General features: G+C 54.5%; 7 protein-coding genes. All 7 read right to left on the minus strand.

The features are described from left to right. Nucleotides 1–24: 24 nt before the first annotated feature. On the minus strand, nt 25–1356 hold the full coding sequence (locus tag QMO62_RS27755) for an ABC transporter substrate-binding protein (protein WP_284645740.1): 1332 nt from the start codon (nt 1354–1356) through the stop codon (nt 25–27). Between the two features lie 180 nt (nt 1357–1536). Continuing rightward, the gene (locus QMO62_RS27760; RefSeq protein ID WP_284645741.1) at nt 1537–3042 is read right to left on the minus strand and encodes an ABC transporter substrate-binding protein; all 1506 of its coding nucleotides are present in this window, start codon (nt 3040–3042) and stop codon (nt 1537–1539) included. Nucleotides 3043–3219: 177 nt separating this feature from the next. Beyond that, nucleotides 3220–4110, minus strand: a complete 891-nt coding sequence (locus QMO62_RS27765; RefSeq protein ID WP_284645742.1) for a carbohydrate ABC transporter permease — start codon at nt 4108–4110, stop codon at nt 3220–3222. Between the two features lie 15 nt (nt 4111–4125). Continuing rightward, entirely contained in the window at nt 4126–5088 is a 963-nt protein-coding gene (locus QMO62_RS27770; RefSeq protein ID WP_284645743.1) for an ABC transporter permease, read from the minus strand. Nucleotides 5089–5514: 426 nt separating this feature from the next. Then, complete coding sequence (locus tag QMO62_RS27775; RefSeq protein ID WP_284645744.1) at nt 5515–7851, minus strand: helix-turn-helix domain-containing protein; 2337 nt, start codon at nt 7849–7851, stop codon at nt 5515–5517. 60 nt (nt 7852–7911) lie between these two features. Beyond that, nucleotides 7912–10383 (minus strand): beta-galactosidase, encoded by a 2472-nt coding sequence (locus tag QMO62_RS27780; RefSeq protein ID WP_284645745.1) that lies wholly within the window; start codon nt 10381–10383, stop codon nt 7912–7914. 258 nt (nt 10384–10641) lie between these two features. After that, nucleotides 10642–16890, minus strand: coding sequence for an S-layer homology domain-containing protein (locus QMO62_RS27785; protein WP_284645746.1), 6249 nt, complete (start codon nt 16888–16890; stop codon nt 10642–10644). Nucleotides 16891–16994: the final 104 nt, after the last annotated feature.

Here is a 16994-nt window from a genome sequence, read left to right on the forward strand (position 1 = left end):
GTTTGTCAGCCGGAGCTTAATAGCTTACTTCTGCATTCCCAAATCCGAGTAGGCCTTGTCGATCTTCTTAATGGCTTCGGCGGTGGATGCATCGATATTTCGTTTGCCGATAACCACTTCTTCAAACAGCGTTTTCACGGCCTCCGACATTTGAGGGAAAATCGGCGTGATCGGACGAGGTCTTCCGTATTTCTGATTTTGCACAACGAAGATGTTCTTCGGATATTGGTTCAACTCCGGAAACTCCTTGGCAGCCGAATAACGCGAAGGAATGTCCTTGGTCATGGTGCTGTACGCGATTTGTCCTTCCTTGCTGGTGACATAATTGACAAATTTCCAAGCCTCATCCGGGTTTTGGCTTTTGGCTGAAATGCCGAGCGCCCAGCTTCCGTTGGCTACCGCTTGCTTCGTTCCTTTTGGCAACGGCGCAATGTCGTAATCCTGACCCAGCTTGAAGTTCGGGAACTTATCGGCGAGGTAAGCGAGCGACCAGGAACCGTCCACGGTCATGCCCAGCTTCCCGTTCGGGAACGGATCCGGCGGATATTCCAATGCGGAAACACCGTGCTTGTTGTACATGTCTGCATAAAATTGCAGTGCTTGCTTCGTCTCTTTCGAATCGAGAAAGCCTTTAGACGTTTTGCCTTCCGAATCCATGATCTCCCCGCCGAATTGCCATAAGATCGGATATTTGAAATACGCCGTAGCTCCCGCGTTGTTAAAGCCCTGCGCCGGATCGATTCCGAATATCCCTGCCGCCGGATCGTTAATTTTCTTCGCTGCCTCCAGTACCTGCTCCCAAGTCCAAGGCTCATCCGGATTTTTGGAAGGAAGCGGGATGCCCTTGGCTTCGAACATCTTTTTATTATAGAACAGCGCAATTGACGATTCCGTCAGAGGTGCCATGTAGATGTCGTTTTTGTACGTATAGGTGGCCAGCGTCGACTTGGGGATATCGTCCATGTTGCCGTCCGCTTTGAAATAAGCCGTTAGCGGCTTGAGCGCCCCCGCATGCGCATAGGAGCCTAATGTCGGAGCGTCGAGCGCCATAATGTCCGGCGGGCTGCCTGAAGCGATGGAAACCCTGAGCTTGGTGTCGTAATCCGAATATGGAATCGGAGTCATTTCGACCTTAATGTTGGGATTCTTCTCCATAAAAGAAGCGACAAGCTTGTCATAAGCTGCGTTTTCCGTGTCATTCCCGGAGTTTCTCCAGAATGTGAGCGTTACCTGCTTTTCCTTGCCCGCGGTTACGTTGCCGCCTGTAGTGCTCTGGTTGCCGCCTTGGTCCGAGCAGCCTGCTAGCAAGCTAACCGCCAGAATGGAGGCACAAACGATTTTCAATTGTTTCTTCAATTCCTTTCCCCTCTTTTCTGTGATGGTGAACTTCTTAACTGAATCTTAGCAAAAGGAAAGGCGGAATAAATTCATTATTCTCTGTTCCTTACTTTCAATTTGATTGTAGTGTCACCGCCCATTTGAACAAGGAAATCCGCCGGGACAGGCGGAACCTTTCCCGGCGGATACCATTTGGCCTTATTTGCCTTTGTTTTTCAAGAATTCGTCAATTTGTCTTTGATATTCAGCCATGTATTTGTCGAGTCCGGCCTTTTGGCGCTTCTCCACGAATTGGGGCAAATATTTGGCCGGGTCCACGGTTCCGGTATCCAGCACCTTCTTGAACTCGCTCTCCACCGCCTTCAGGTTGGCCTCTTCGGCCTTAACTGCTTCTACGTTAAATTTGAAGCCGTAAAGGATATCTTTTTTACCGATTTCGTTGGCCTTCTTCGTTCTTTCCCAAGTATCGTCAGGCTGTCCCTCCGTCAGGTAACCGATGGTGACGTTGCCCATAACCCAGTTCATACCCGGGTTGTAACCAGCTGTGGTGTTCACCTTGATGGTGTTGCCTCCGATCTTGGTGTAATGCTTGTTCTCGATGCCGAAGGCAAGCATGTTGTAGAGCGCCGGGTCGGTGTTAATCAACTCGGCAAGCATAACGGCGCGCTCCGGATGTTTGGAGGTGCGGCTGACAGCAGTGATGCTGGCGGTAACGCCCGTAAATTGCGGCTCCACCAACGGCACAAAGACTACGTCATTGCCGCCGTTGCCTGCTTTGGCTGCCGCCTCGCCGCCCGGCTTCTGGGTGTAGTCGAAAGTCGCCGCGTATATGCCTTTCTTCTCTACGTCCGCTTTATTCTTCAAAGTTGCCGCATCTTCGTTGATATACTTTTTCTTATACCATTCATGGGCCATGGCAACATGCTTTTGATATTCCGGCAGGGTGATTTGATCCAGAACCGTCACTTTGCCGTCCACTGTCTTATGAGTCATTTTGTTGTAGCTATTTATTCCGTATACCCGCGATTCGAAAAAATCACCGTTGATCCCAAACGGAATAATGCCCGGCTCATTCTGCTTGATCTGCTCGAAGAACGGCTCCATATCCCGATAGGTCTTGATCTTGCTGGGGTCCAGCTTATATTTATCGGCAAAACGCTTCTGCACCACAAAGCCGGCGGATTTCGCCGCGATCTGGTAGTTCGGGATGCCGTAAATTTTGCCGTTTACCTTCATGTCGTCCCAAGCGGCGGCAGGCAGGCTCACCTTGAGCTTCTGTCCATACTTATCAAGGAGCCCATCCAGCTCCAGGAAGGCGCCTTTCTGGGTATTGGAGTTAAAGTCGAACCGCCAGTCGGAGGTCCATACCAGGTCGAAGTTCTCTCCGGATGCGATAGACGTGTTCATCTTTTGCTCATAATCGGCACCGGCGATGGGCTTCAGCTTCACTGTCGCGTTCAGCTTCGATTTGATGTACTTGTTGACTTCCGTTTCCACGGAGGCCAGATCCGCCTGCTGGCTGCTGTCGAGGTAATACCATGTCAGCTCCACAGGAGGAAGAGAGCTCTCAGTCGGATTAGCGCTTGGCGCTGAAGAACCGTCCGGAGACTTGTTGTTGTTAGAGCTGCTGCATGCCGTTAATGCCAAGGATGCCGCCAGCAGGATGGACATGCCGGACAGGGATACTTTGTTGGCCACTTTCATTTGAATATCCTCCCCTACTAATAATGAGTATACTAGAAACCTAAGTATGCCGTCTTGCCTTGTTTTGTCTTACCACGACTTTGCATCGTTCATGACAGGTGCTTGCCGGTATTCTCCCCCTTCACCGTTTTTCCCCTTTATTGCCTAATTGCCTTTATTGGATAAAGGTTGTCCTCATTAGCCCTTAAGAGAACCAACCGTCAGCCCTTGCACAAAGAATCGTTGAAAAAACGGGAACACCACCAGCATGGGTCCAGCCGCCAGCACCACCATGGCCATCCTGGCGGATAGCGTGGGAAAATCCGCCTGCACCGCGCCCATCTGGGAGAGCATCTGCTCGTTCTGGCTTAAAAATTCAATGCTGTCCATGATGCGGACCATCATGAGCTGGAGCGGCACCAGATTGGGGTTGTCGATATACAGCATCGCCGGAAACCAGGCGTTCCAATAGTTGAAGGAAATGAACAGTCCCAGTGTAGCGAGTGCAGGCGTTGACAGCGGCAAAATGATCCGGAAGAAGATGGTCCACTCCTTGGCGCTATCCACCTTGGCGGATTCGATGATCTCCACCGGCACCTTCACCATGAAGCCCTTCATGATCATGATGTTGAAGGGGGTGAGCAGCCCCGGCAGAATTAGCGCCCACAGCGTATCCTTCAGGTGCAAAACCTGGGTCATCAGAATGTAGGACGGCACCAGTCCACCGCTGAACAGCATGGTGAAGAAAATATAGAAGGTGCCGATCCGGCCGTAACGGAAGTTAGTCCTCGAAATAGCGTATGCGGTGGTTGCCGTCAGGAAAAGACCGACAACGGTGCCGATGACCGTAACGAGAATCGTAACGCCATACGCCTGGGCGATCACCTTCGGTGCCTTCAGTACCATGGAGTACGCTTCCAGGCTGAACTCCCGCGGCCAGAAGGAATACCCGTTTTGGATCAGATCGTTTTCACTGCTGAAGGAAATGGAGATGATAAGCAAGAGCGGTCCGAGCATAGTGATGGAAACAAGTATGAACATAAGATGGATCAGCGTTTTGGAAACCCAAGGAACGGATGAGGTTTTCATCGAATTCCCTCCTTTCTACCATAGGGAGTTTTCTTGGTTCAGCTTGCGGACGATAGCGTTGGTCGCGATAACCAGCACCATGCCCACGACGGATTGGTACAGTCCAACCGCGGAAGACATGCCAACATCCCCAACCGTACGAAGTGCCCGGTATACATACGTGTCGATAATATCAGTCGTCGGATAAGTCATTCCCTGGTTGTTCGGGATGAAGTAGTGGAGACCGAAATCCCCGTGGAAGATGCCGCCCACCGCAAGAATCAGCATGATAGTGATTAGCGGGGCCAGCATGGGTATCGTAATTTTAATAGCCATTTGGAAACGCGTAGCCCCGTCAATTTTGGCGGCTTCATAATACTCTTGGTTAATACTCATAATGCCTGCGTAATAAACCAGAGCGGAGAAGCCGACCTTCTTCCACAGACTGGCGATGTTTAAGATAATGGGCCATGGTTCCTTCTCCAAGTACCAATTGTGCGGCTCCATGCCGAACCAATGCAGAATCGTGTTGAGATAGCCGGTTTGCTGGTCTAAGAACGCATAGCTGATATAGCTGACGACGACCCAGGATAAGAAGTAAGGGATGAACAACGCGGTTTGATAAATTTTGGAGGTCCTTCTTCCAATCTCGTTAAGCAGGATGGCGAACAAGAGGGCAAAGGCCATTGTCAGAAAAATATAGCCGATCTCATACAACACCGTATTGCGCGTTATTCTCCAAGCATCCTCGGAGACGAAGAAAAACGTAAAGTTCTCGAACCCGACCCATTCGCTGCCCAGGATCCCTTGGTCGTACCTGTACCGCTTGAATGCCAAGATAACGCCGAACATGGGAAGATAAGAAAAGATCAGAATATAGAGAAAACCGGGGAAGAACAAGCCTAGTATTTCCCTGTTCTGATTCAATTGCCTCCACTCCCGCAGCGGCCAGATGACGCGTTTCTTTTGGGATTTGGATTTGGAAATTGCCGTTACCATGGTGTCGCCCCTTCCTAGTGATTGTCACACCCCCATATTGGCACAGCTTACAACGCCACGGAAAGTCTGAATAATGAACGATTGTGCTCAAAAACAGTGTTTGGCGTGTATGCAAACCACGGTTTTGTATGAACGAATCCTGCATACACCATATACAAGGCGAAAAAACCTTGCCCCCCTAGCTGCAAGCTTCCGCGGCACAGAACGGCTTCCTCGAACCGGAGCTTAAGAGCCCGTTATTGCTGCGAGAGATCCCCAACTTGTCCAATTACCCAAGTACACAAAAGGACGCCGTTGCCGGCGCCCTGGAGACTTCAAATCATTCCGTTGGTATTCAAAACCATAAGTTTTACTTCTCGCGTGCCCTTGTTTGGGGCCACATTGACCCGCTTGTTCACTGCTGCGGGCGTTACCGCCGGGCCGCCGTCAGTAAATCGTTTTTTTCAACCGATATTCGTTGGGGGTTACGCCGTACTTGTTCTTGAACAGCTTGTAGAAGTTGCTTCTGTTCATGAACCCGACCTTCTCCATTACATCGCTTACACTGCGGTCAGTAGATTCCAGGAGCAGCGCCGTATGGGACAGGCGGATCTCTGTAATGTACTCCGCAACGGACAACTGCTCGCTCAGCTTGAAGAGCTTGCCCACATGGGCAGATGACATCTTCAGCATGGAGGCGATGCCTTGTAGGGACAGGTTCGGGTCCTGGTAATGGTCCTCGATGAATTCCTTGATCGTGTCCACCAGAATCTTGTTTTTGGAGTAATCGGCATCCTCCCGCTGCCCCTCGATGCTCCGGAACACCTCCAAAAGCTCGGCCGTCATGTCGTCCAAGGTTTCCTTTTCCAACAGCTGCTTTTGGATCGTGCTCCAATCGATGGAGACGGGGGACAGCTTGTTGGCGTTCAACCCGTTCACCGCCTGCTTCAACGAGGTTAGCAGCAGGAGCAGCGAATGATAGATCATATCGGGGTGCAGCTTGGAGATGTGCTGAAACAGCTTGTGCAGCGTTTCCTCAAAAGCGTCCGCCTGGCCGGAGCGCATGCTGTCACCCAGCTTCTTCTCCAGGTCCGCGGGGAGCTGGAAGTCCCGGTTCTCCAGCCTCGCTTGTACCATATCGTAGGTGATGACACTGTGATGGCCGAATACCATCCGATAATGAAGAATTTGCTGGGCCAACTCGTAGCTTCGGTGCAGCTCTTCATACCGACTGAATACGGGACTTACCGATGCCGACAGGCTAAGCTGGTAATAGGATTTCACAATCTGTAGAATCTCCTTCAGCGCTCCTGCAATCCGCTCTTCCATCCCTGCAGCTGAAGAAGCCCCGCTCACAATTATCACGAAGTGACCGCTTCGCATATCCACGCTTTCGCACAGATAATGGCGGGACAGCACCTCCTCCGCGATGTTCATGACGGCAAAGGCATACAGCCGCTTCTCCGCCTGCTGCGCCGATCTCTCGAACTGCCAATAGTGGTCGATGGAGAGGATACAGCAGACCATTGGAGAATCCGGTTTCAAGCGCAGACCGTTGTGCTCAATCTGCTCGGCAAGCTCCTTGCCGGATATAGCGGCGCTGTCCGCCAAAAGACGGCGCAGATTATAGTTCTTGACCACGTTGGGATCAGCCTGGAACCTCTTACGCTCCACCTCGCTTTTATCAACAATCCGTCGATACGTCTCTGACAGGAAGGCCAATTCGTCCTTGGCGCCGACAATCTCTTCCTCCGGTCCCAAAGGGCCCGTCCGCCGTACCTGATTGATCAAATTCTCGATCGGACGGTACAGCCTATGGGAGACCAGGACCGACAGGGCGATAGACACCAGAAAGAACAAACCGGACAAGAGCAACGTAAAAGACTTCCACCGATCAATCTTATAGAAGATGGCATCATAAGGCTGCAAGCTGACAATGGTCCAGCCGAAGGCGTCCGAGGGCATGTACGTGACCATATAGGGCTCCCCGCCGATCTGAGTCTCAAAAAAGCCGGGCTCGGAGGAACCGTTCCCGCCCCTCTCCTTCAGCTTCGCCTTAAGATCGGGGTCCAGGGAAGCCTCCCTCCTATCGGAACTGAACGGACGGTCGTCCCTGTCCAGGACCACGATCTGTCCAGGCACCTCCGTGCCCAAGCCGTTCAATCTCCGAATGTTGTCGAACAACCAATCCGGCTTCACATTGACGAACATAGCGCTGTCGCCGGGTTGGTAGGCGCCGACCTTGTCATAGAGAATGTAGGAGAACACGTCGGTCCTCTGCCCGGACAAGGGCAAGGTCATGGGAACAAGGGAAGCCTTCTGAATGGACGGCGTATAGCGGAGGAAGCTGCGGTACTGGTCATCCAGCGCCTTCTCGTACTGGATGTCGATATTCCCGCCAGCGAAGATCCGGTCAGCCCTGCCGTTGTACATGATTACCGAATGGACGTAGGAATTGCTATTGACCCATTTGTCCAGCTTGCCGGACTTGTTGACGAGATCGAAGGTATTCATGCCGTCCCCGTAGAGGAGCGGAATAAAGTCGTTATCCATAAAAAGATTGTAGGCTAAGCTGTCGATCATCTTGCCTAGAAAGCCTATGTTGTAGTTGACCTGGGACAGCACCTTCTTGTTGGCGTCATATTGGATTTCCTGCACAATCTTCTCGGAATAATGGTACAGGGTCAACGAAGTCAGGGAGAGCGTCAATGCAATGAGCAGCGAAATGGATATGGAGATTTTCTGCAGGTATTTTCTGGACCTATAAGCGCTCACAAACTTCATCGTTCTCCCCCCCGATCTATGAACTGTGAGAAAATATTATAACATACCGCCGCAGGTGAATTAAATGCTCTGCAAGGGCTCCACAACCAGTTCAGTGGGCTTCAGCCCATGGACATATACGGCGATGAACAGACCGTCGACCTCCTGAACCTCCACTTGCCGGCCGTCTGCAAAAACAAGTACAGGCCGGTCAAATGCGAGCTCGCCCTCGCTGCCCGGCGAGCCCGTCGCCAGCCAGGTCCGCTTGACATCGTCCAGCGGCACGAGCTCGCTGGTGCAGTATTTCAGCGTGCCGTAAGGCAGCTTCGTTTCCACCGGGAGCATGAGGGCGGTAAGCGGGGCCACATCCAGTACGGACCGCCGCGGGAATTCCAAGGCTCCGCCGTCCGTCTGCAACATGACGCGGTCGCCGCCTGCGCAGCCGGTCATGTTCACCACAGTGACCAGGCTCATTCGTTCGCCGGACCGGCATACGACATGGTAGCGGTCCTGCGCCGTATGGCAGCGGCGGCTTCGCTTGAGGAACGGCACCAGCGCAAGCTTCAGGGCCGTCACATTGTCAAGCCCCGTGAACTGAGGCGAGAAGCCCATCACCATGGCCCCCCCGTTGCGGAACGGCACCTGGTATGCGCTGGTCTCGCCTTCGAAGGAGACGATCTCCTCCGCTCCGGCCGGCAGCTCCATGGTGATCAGCTGGTCCGCCGGGATGCCGTCCAACTCTTTCATGGACATGAAGCGGCGGCCGATGTCGCCCGCTCGCATGCCAAAGCGCGGGATCTCACGCCGCTTCCGATAGTTCAGCGCTTCCGCCAGGCCGGGAGCCGGGAAGCCGTCCGCATCCTTGATTGGAACCTCGGGGTATAATACCACCCGTCCCCCACGGTCGCCGTGTTCGTCCAGATAGCGGAATGCCTCCGCCGACAGCGAACCGTCATTAGGAACAATCAGGAGTTCGTCGAAGCCCGGCTCCCGGTTGGGGTAATCCAGGTTCATGACAGCGAACTGGATATTGTTCATGGTGAGCAGCTTGGCCAGCTGTTCGACGCTGTCCACTGCCCCCTTGGCCTTGCTGGCGGACAAGCTTCCGGCCCCGGACATGTTGTCCTCGAATACCTGCGTTTCCTCCACTGCATATTGGCTCATCAGGTACAGATCCCCGGTCAGCCCGATCACCACGTCATACTGTTTTCGTGTGTCCACCAGCTCCTGCTCCCACTGGGTGACGAACTGATTGAACGCGCCGGTCATGGCATAGACTTCATGCTCCTTGCCGGAGGCGCTCACAGGATCGGCGAACAGATCGTAGGCATCCGTTACATAGGTACGGCTGAAGCCTTTGTCCCCGGAGGCGAAGATAAAGTAATTGTAGCCGTCCATACCGTGCCCCAGAAGCACCCGCAGATGAACCGGATAATTGGAGTAGTTGGCCACGGAATCTAGGGTCATCCAGCCAGCCCCCACCTCAATGGCAATGGCGGGATTGTCCGCCGCCTGCATTTTCAGGGACTCCAGACGCAGCGTGGTCTTCGGCACACCATTGGCATCCATATGATAAGCATATCGCAAGTAGGAGTGGCACGTGGTGATTACGTCCTGACCCCTATCCTTCATGTAGCGGACGAATTCCGCATGGTTGCCCGGCCCCCGGAAGAAGCCGTTAATCGGCTCGTTGTAGGTATTGGGCACCTGCAAGCCATAATTCCGGGTCCATTCCGCCAGGGTATGGGCGTAACGGTACACATACCGCATGCGGAAGCGCATCCAGTCCAGATAAAGCCGTGCGTCACCGTCGGAATGTCCCGAAGGCTGCTGCGGCCGAATCTCGTCAAGTCTGGCAAAGCCGGTTCCATACCGGAGGTTCAGAGCCTCCAGGGAACCGTATTGCTCCAGCAGATCCCGGTGAAACATTCCGGGATGGCCCTCCTCCCCCAGCACCTTGGGATCGAACAGGGAGCCGTTCGGGTCGAGGCAGGTGAACAGCAGGTTCATCTCGTTGTCCGGCTGATGCAGGATAACCGGTCCGCCCCGTTCGATGCTGTATTCCGCCAGCAGCGGAATCACCTGCGCATACCAGCGCTCCGCCAGCTGCAGGAACGTATCGTCGAGTTGGGCGGGAATGTGGTTGCCCTGCCCGATCCAATAGGCCATCTCCCCGGAGGGCCGCCTGCTGACCGTCTCCGGGTACCGCTCATACATCCAGCGGGGATGTCCGCCATCGATGTACTCCGCGTTGATGAAAGGTCCCGGCTTCGCAATAAAGTAAAGCCCCTCCTCCGACAGCATGTCCATGAATCCCCTAATGTCCCGCTCGGGCAGGGTACGTCCTTCGAAGTCGAAGACCCCTTCCTCCGGCTCATGGAAATCCCACGGTATATAGCTTGCGATGGCGTTCAGATGATTGGCTCTCGCCTGCCGGAGCCGCTCCCGCCAATTGCGCTTGTAGATGCGGAAATAATGAATTTCTCCCGACCGGAGAAACGTCTCCCGGCCGTCAATTAAAATCGACTTACCTTTCACTTGAATACTGCCCATCCTGCCCACTCCTTTATGTGATGTGAAACGGATATTCCGGCCTTCTGGCTGCCCGATATGGCCCTGTACCCGCAAACCATTATTGTGCATTATGTCAAATCCCAGCGAGCGGAGCCAGTACGCGTATTCGGATATTGTCTTGTTCGAGTGTGCGTATTTTGAGAAATTGTACGAAATGCGTCTTACCTCCCTGCTGGATCAGCAAAAAGTGCCCTGCCGGTACATAGTTCCGGCAAGGCACTTTCACGCTTCAGCCCTTTATTGGAGCTTCAGCCATCTTCCAATAATGACAAGCGCTTCCGCTCTTGTCGCTTGATCTTGAGGCTTGAAGGCACCCTCTTCGTTGCCTTCAACCAGACCCAGCCGCGCTGCGGTCAGGACGGAGCCGGAGGCCCAGCTGCTGACATCCTGTTGGTCGGCGAACCGTTGTTGGCTGCCTCCGGCAGCGGCGGCACCGGCCTTTGTTCCCAACGCACGGACAAGTACGGCTGCCATCTCCTCCCGAGTGATGGGAGCAGCCGGACGGAATTGCCCTTGTTCTTCTCCCGTCATCAAGCCATGGGAGGAAACCGCGACAATGTACGGCGCATACCAGGCATCGGCCGCTACATCGCCAAACTTTAGGCCGCCTGTGGCCTCAGCCAGTCCCAGCCCTCGTACGACCCAAGCTGCGAATTCCGCGCGGGATACGGACTGGTCCGGCAGGAACAAGCCGTTGTCTGCGCCATCCGCCACATGGCGGGAGGCCATAGCTTCTATATCCTTCTTAGCCCAGTGTGCAACGATGTCCGGGAAGCTCTTATCATACGCCATCACGGTATAACTGCTGAAGTGCCCAGTGGTGAATGCAACGGTCTTCGCCGCTTCATTCACTTTACCGCCGACATAGTCCCATGTCTGACGTTCGGGATTGTACAAGTAGACACCGAGCTTGGAAACGTCCATGCTGCCGGCCGCATATGGCAGCTCCACATGAATGTCGCGGTTGAAGCGGGCGGCCCCGGAAGCGCCTTCCGGTTGCATCATGCCGAATTCGTATAAGGTCGACCGTTTCTCGTAGGCGCCCTCCATCCGTCCGCGGTTCACGGCAAGCCGGTCAGCGGCTTCCTTAGCATCACCCTGGTCTGCTCCGCGGACGGTCAGGTCCACCCCGGTTGCTTCTGCTCCCGTGCTCCAGGCTTCGGACGGAATGCCGAATACGACGTCCTTCATGATCAGCCGTACCTCCAGACCGGTTTCCTTCAGTGCTTGAACGATATCCCCCGGAATGGAGAGAACAAGGGTTCGACCTTGACCTGGGACTGGAATATCCAGTTGGTTGTTCAGCGCCTTAACCAGGTCCTGGTGTCCGGTACGGGTCAATTCCTGCTTCAGCCTCGCCAGTACAGCCCCAGCCTCGCGGACTATTGCAGCCAACTCCTTCTTTGCTGTTGCATGCGGTCCGCCGTCAGCATTACCCAGGGAGAACATCGAGGACGGAACGCTCGCAATCGTCTTCAACACCTCGTTCAGTCCCGACTTCAGCTGCTCCGGCGTTACCTCCGACTTCAAGAGGGCAAAAGCCCGGTTCAATGCCGCTTCCCGCTCACTTGCAGGAAGTGTAACCGTTGTGTTGCCGCTTCCCGAGGTTTGACCCCCGGCGTTGCCACTGCCCGGGTTCTCAGGCGGAGAGGCAAGGGTGAACTGGATGGTATAGAGCCGTTTATCCCCGTTCTCCGCCTTGATCTCAACTGTGGCGCTTCCGGGCAGCTCCAGTGGGAGCATGATTTTCACAGTTGCCTTAGCGTCCTGTGCCAATCCGTACACGGCCGGGACGACGGAGGTACCATACGGAAGTTGGAGACTATATACCGTCCGCTCCGGAAGGAAGCCGTACAGCGTTGCGCCGTTTACCGTAAGATCCGCCAGCAGATTGTTGGTGCTCGGCTCCTCCAGATTAAAGTGCACTCGGTACACTGACTCCATTCTGCTGTCCGCTGATTGAACTCGGACCTCCGCGGTGCCGGGCAAATAGACCGCCTGCGTGACCGTCACCATAGAGGATGAATCCATCCCATCCGCCGCAACGTGCGGCACGTCCGTTGTGAACGGAGGCAGGAACAGCGTATAATCTGACGGTTCATATACAAAGTCGGTTACGGTCTGTCCTCCCACACGCAAATCTTTAAGCAGGGTGGCCGAACGATAATCCTTATAAATCTCCAGTCCGGACAGCACCGGATCGCCTTTTACGTTACCGATGTCAAGAGTAAGGGCTCCATCGGTGACGGACGTATCGTACGGACCGTAACGAGCATACCGGTTCCTAATCTCGCTCCCGATCTGTGTAGCCGCCCGACGTCCTTCCACATCCAGATTGAAGCTGCGGGAACGGTCCGAACTGGTTTCTATGAACCACAGATACACGCGGTAACTGCCGTTCGGAACGTTTTGTTCCAGCTTCAACGGTTTTTTGGAGGCGTTTACGTTCGTGTTGAGCATATGGGTCACATCGTAGATGTCCTGGAAGGGCAGTGGGAAGTTAGCTGTGGTTCCCAAGGTGGGAGCCGCCCCTGCCGCCGTAACTGTAAGGCCTTCCGTCTTAGCCTGATTGTAAGATACCCATGGGTTTTCGTTAATGATAACGGCTTGGCCGTTCAGGTTGATTCCCTTCCAGAAGAGAGCTTGGTTGCTTCTTGGCATTGCCTCGAGCGCCCGTCCTTGGGATGTGTTGCCCGAACCGTCCACGCTGACAATCCGAAGCTGGTAAAGACGTCCGTTGTCAAGCCCGTTCAGCGCTGCTGCTTGGACACCCCGGTCCACTTCGGCCAGCAGCCGGCCGTCGGCATACACCCGGACCTTCATCAAATCCGTATCTTCGCTGTCTTTCCAGGTTAGCTTTATCATTCCGTCAGCGGTTACTGCCACTGCCTCCGTCACATCACCCGGAGGAACGGAGTCTACCGGGGGAACAATGGGATCACCCGAGTAGAAGACGGTCAGCTTCGGCCGGATGGACAAGTTGGAGTTCTGGGAGGAGGCAAAGGTCCGAGTGCCGTTGGCCCTGCTGGGCAGATCCTCCAATAACACCACCCCAAAGTTGGATTCGGGGTGCAGGACCCACTCCTTGGCCGCCTGTGTCACATCGAAATGATACCAATTACCCGGGACATAAGAGGTAACGACACTGTCCAGCGTCGTATCGGCCCCTGTTTCCCAGCTCGGCCTGGTGTTCATGGTAACACCTGTAATCGTGACACCATCCACAACGGTTCCCACTGTATTGCCGTCGATAGAGGTGCCGTTGCCGTTGCCGTTCCCTTCCTCCCAGGAGCTCGTAATTCGGTGGACGTCAACGGTTTTGAAATTTTCCGAGGAGGCGCGGGTCTGCGTATGATACAGCTCCAGATAAGCGCCCAGAATAGGCCTCGTTGGATCAATCATGGATACATCGAACTTGATGAGTCCGTATTTGTCATCCACGCCACCGCCGTTATAGCGGGCCATCTCAAACTCACCGTAGGCGCCATTGTTGTTGTTCAGCCCCTGCCAGTGGGACATAAGCGAGGCATCGGCAGCACCCTGATAGGCACTTATGCCTTGCTGCAGGACCAGCTTGTTGCCGCCTGGATTGGGCATCGGCTCGTTGCCGGGCAGCTCTGGAGGCTGCGGAGGCTGCGGCCTGGCCACATTCAGCCTGGCGTTGTTTTCTATAATGACGGTTCCTGTCCCGAAATTGTAATATCGTTCCTCAGGTGTGGCACCGGGAAGGATATTGTTCCGGACTATGGTTGCTCCGGCCACAGGACTGTCGATCTGGAACCGGCTGGACGACGTATTCCGTTCGAAAACGTTATAAAGCAGATTCTGCTTAGGCGCAGGGAAGAAATCGTATCCTCCCGAGATCACGTAGAGCGAACCCACCTGATTGTTCTTCACCGTGTTGCCCATGGCGGAGACCGAACGGGGGGAATCGATCCGCAAGTTGCCGCCGAAACTGATGTTCGCCCGAGCACCGGAGGAATTCTTAATCACGTTGTAATAAGACGGGTGGTACGTAGTCAGATTCCGGTCAAAGCTGTTGATGGCGGTGCCTCCGTTGCCTGCAGTAGGGGAGCCGCTGTTACCAAGAACCGACCTGTTATTATCAAAAATATTGCCGACCACCTGCCCGTACATCCGCATGTCGTTACCCTTGTTATTGGATGCGGTATTATCAGTGACGATGTTTCTGTAGAAGAACCGACTGATGGCTACCCGGGAAGTCGTGTCGGGAACGATCGTCCAGCCCTTCTCCACAGTGATGGTATCGCTTGTGTTGCCCGTAATTTTCCTGAATTGGCCAAGCCCCTTGCCTTCTACGACAAGGACGTATTCGTCTTTCAACACGTTGGAGCTCCAGCTCATGCCCTTGACCGTCGCTTGGTCGGACCCCGAAGCGCTTACGCTGCCATAATGGAGAATCTTGTTGCCCGAGCCGGTAAAATCCGTATCCACGTCCACCAACGCGTCGAACAGCAGAATCTCCCCGTCGTTCGTCGGTGACGATTCGTTGCCGATGTATTGCGTGTCGTTACGGGCGATGTAGTTCATGGCCGTTGGCTTGTAGGAACCCGAGCTGGGGTGCAGGGTGAAGTTAAAGCCTCGGGACCCGCCTCTTTTGCCAGAGTCGTCCCTTCCGTCAATCTTGTTTCCGGTAATGACATTCTGGTACGAATTGGTGAAGGTGACCGGAGTCCAGGCCTTTCCCCGGAAGGTATTGTTCGAGATCTTGCTATTATACAGCTTATACAGGTTGAGGGTACCACCGGACGTAATCTCGTTATTCTCCAGCAACACGCGGGTTAAGCCGCTGGCCCCTCCATCGCCCCAGATGCCGCCCATCATTGCCTTCTTGGCCGGGCCCGGGTACCAGGTGTTAAGAATATTGTTGCGGATGGTGATGTCCTGCAGGCCGGCATGGATGACGATGCCCCGGTCGATGCTGTCGCTGCCCTCGATGCGGAGGCCTTCGATACCTGTTTTGGAGCCGGTGACGGTAATCATTTCCGGTCCTACGCCGGTATCCCTTCCCCCGATGGAGCCAGTGTCCAAGTACTTCAGGGTGGTTTTGTCCGCGCCTTGGCCCTTCAAGGTCACATTGGCCTTCAGCGTCAGCTTCTGGAGCTGGGCTTCAGGCTTGGCACCAACGGTTAGGGCTCCCTGAGGAGTACCCGTGAAAAATTCCATCTCGGCAATATAGCCTTTCTTCGCTGTATCGGGCTGAATGTAGCGCAGATAGCGAAAAGGGGTTGAGCTGTTCGTCGTCTTCACCACATTGCCGCTGAAGGAAGGCTTGGCCTCAACGGTATACAGATCCGTATAAGTGACATTGTCATTAGAGCCTTGGAACTTGCCCCCGATCATATCCGCATCAATGGTGGCATTGGTAGACGGACGCGGGAAGAACCGGATAACCGTCACGGGTTTAGCGTTGCCCTCCCCCAAATCAATACCCGTATAGCCGGGGCCCGTACCGGTGAAATCGAAGAATGTGGTGGAATTGGAGTCGAAAGCCCGAAAATATTCGCGGTCCGTCCCATAGGAGGGAGTCGCCCCGAAGGTGCTCTGATCCACCAGCTTCGTCAAGCCGGCTGCAGGAAGTGTTCCTTCCTTGTCAAGATGGTATATACCCTCCGGCAGCAAGACCGTTCCGCCCCCGGCAGCATGGGCGGCGTCGATCGCCTTCTGGATGGCGGGTCCGTCATCCACTTCGTCATTGGGAATCGCTCCGTACAGCGGGTCCGTTACATTGTACACAGCCGTTGGCGGTGGCGCGTTGATCAGGGTGATGTCGGTTTTGCTCCAGCCAAATTCCCCGCCGTGGCCGTTGTTCACCCAAACCTCATCGTAGCTTCCTTCTGTAACCGAATCCGGAACCTGAAACACCATCTCGTAAGGCGTGGCCGATTTCAGCGTTCCCTGGGTAAATTGCGAGGTTGTCTTGTTGCGCAAATAGACGCGGCTACCGCCGATACCCGACCCGTTATTATAGGTCAGATTGGTTCCGATCACGGTAACCTCCCGGGATACGGCGAGGTTCAAGGTGTTCGGATACACATACATCACATCGGTTTTGTTGACGAACATGGGGTTGCTCCGACCGGCGGAATTTACCGCCCACACCACGTATTGCCCGTGCATCCAATTCGATGGAATAACGCCTGCGGCAGAGTTGGCATCCGATAGCAGCGGTGGCAGCAGCGCTTCCGGCTGTCCTGTGATGTCCGCCTCGCTTTTGTTCGCCGACATCTGCGCACCGACGGTTCCGTCGAAAATTGTATCCGGCAATAGCCGGATGCCGACCTGGCTGCCCACCAGATCCTGTCCGATGAGCTGCACAGTCTCATCAGGAGCCGCCATATTGGGAGCAACCTCCACGATAACCGGGACAGGCGCCCCTTCCGCTTGTGCCGAGAGCGGAGTGAAAGCGTTTGCCAAAATGCAAATCATCCATAATACGGTCAATCCAATCCTGATTCGTTTCATACTTGCTCTATGACCTCCCTGTATATGGGTATCGCGCTGGACCACCTGCATTCCTGGACCGGACACCACCGGGGACTGCGCTCTCCTATATAATGGTTCATGTA

The sequence above is a fragment of the Paenibacillus silviterrae genome, from assembly GCF_030167925.1.
GTDB lineage: Bacteria > Bacillota > Bacilli > Paenibacillales > NBRC-103111 > Paenibacillus_G > Paenibacillus_G silviterrae.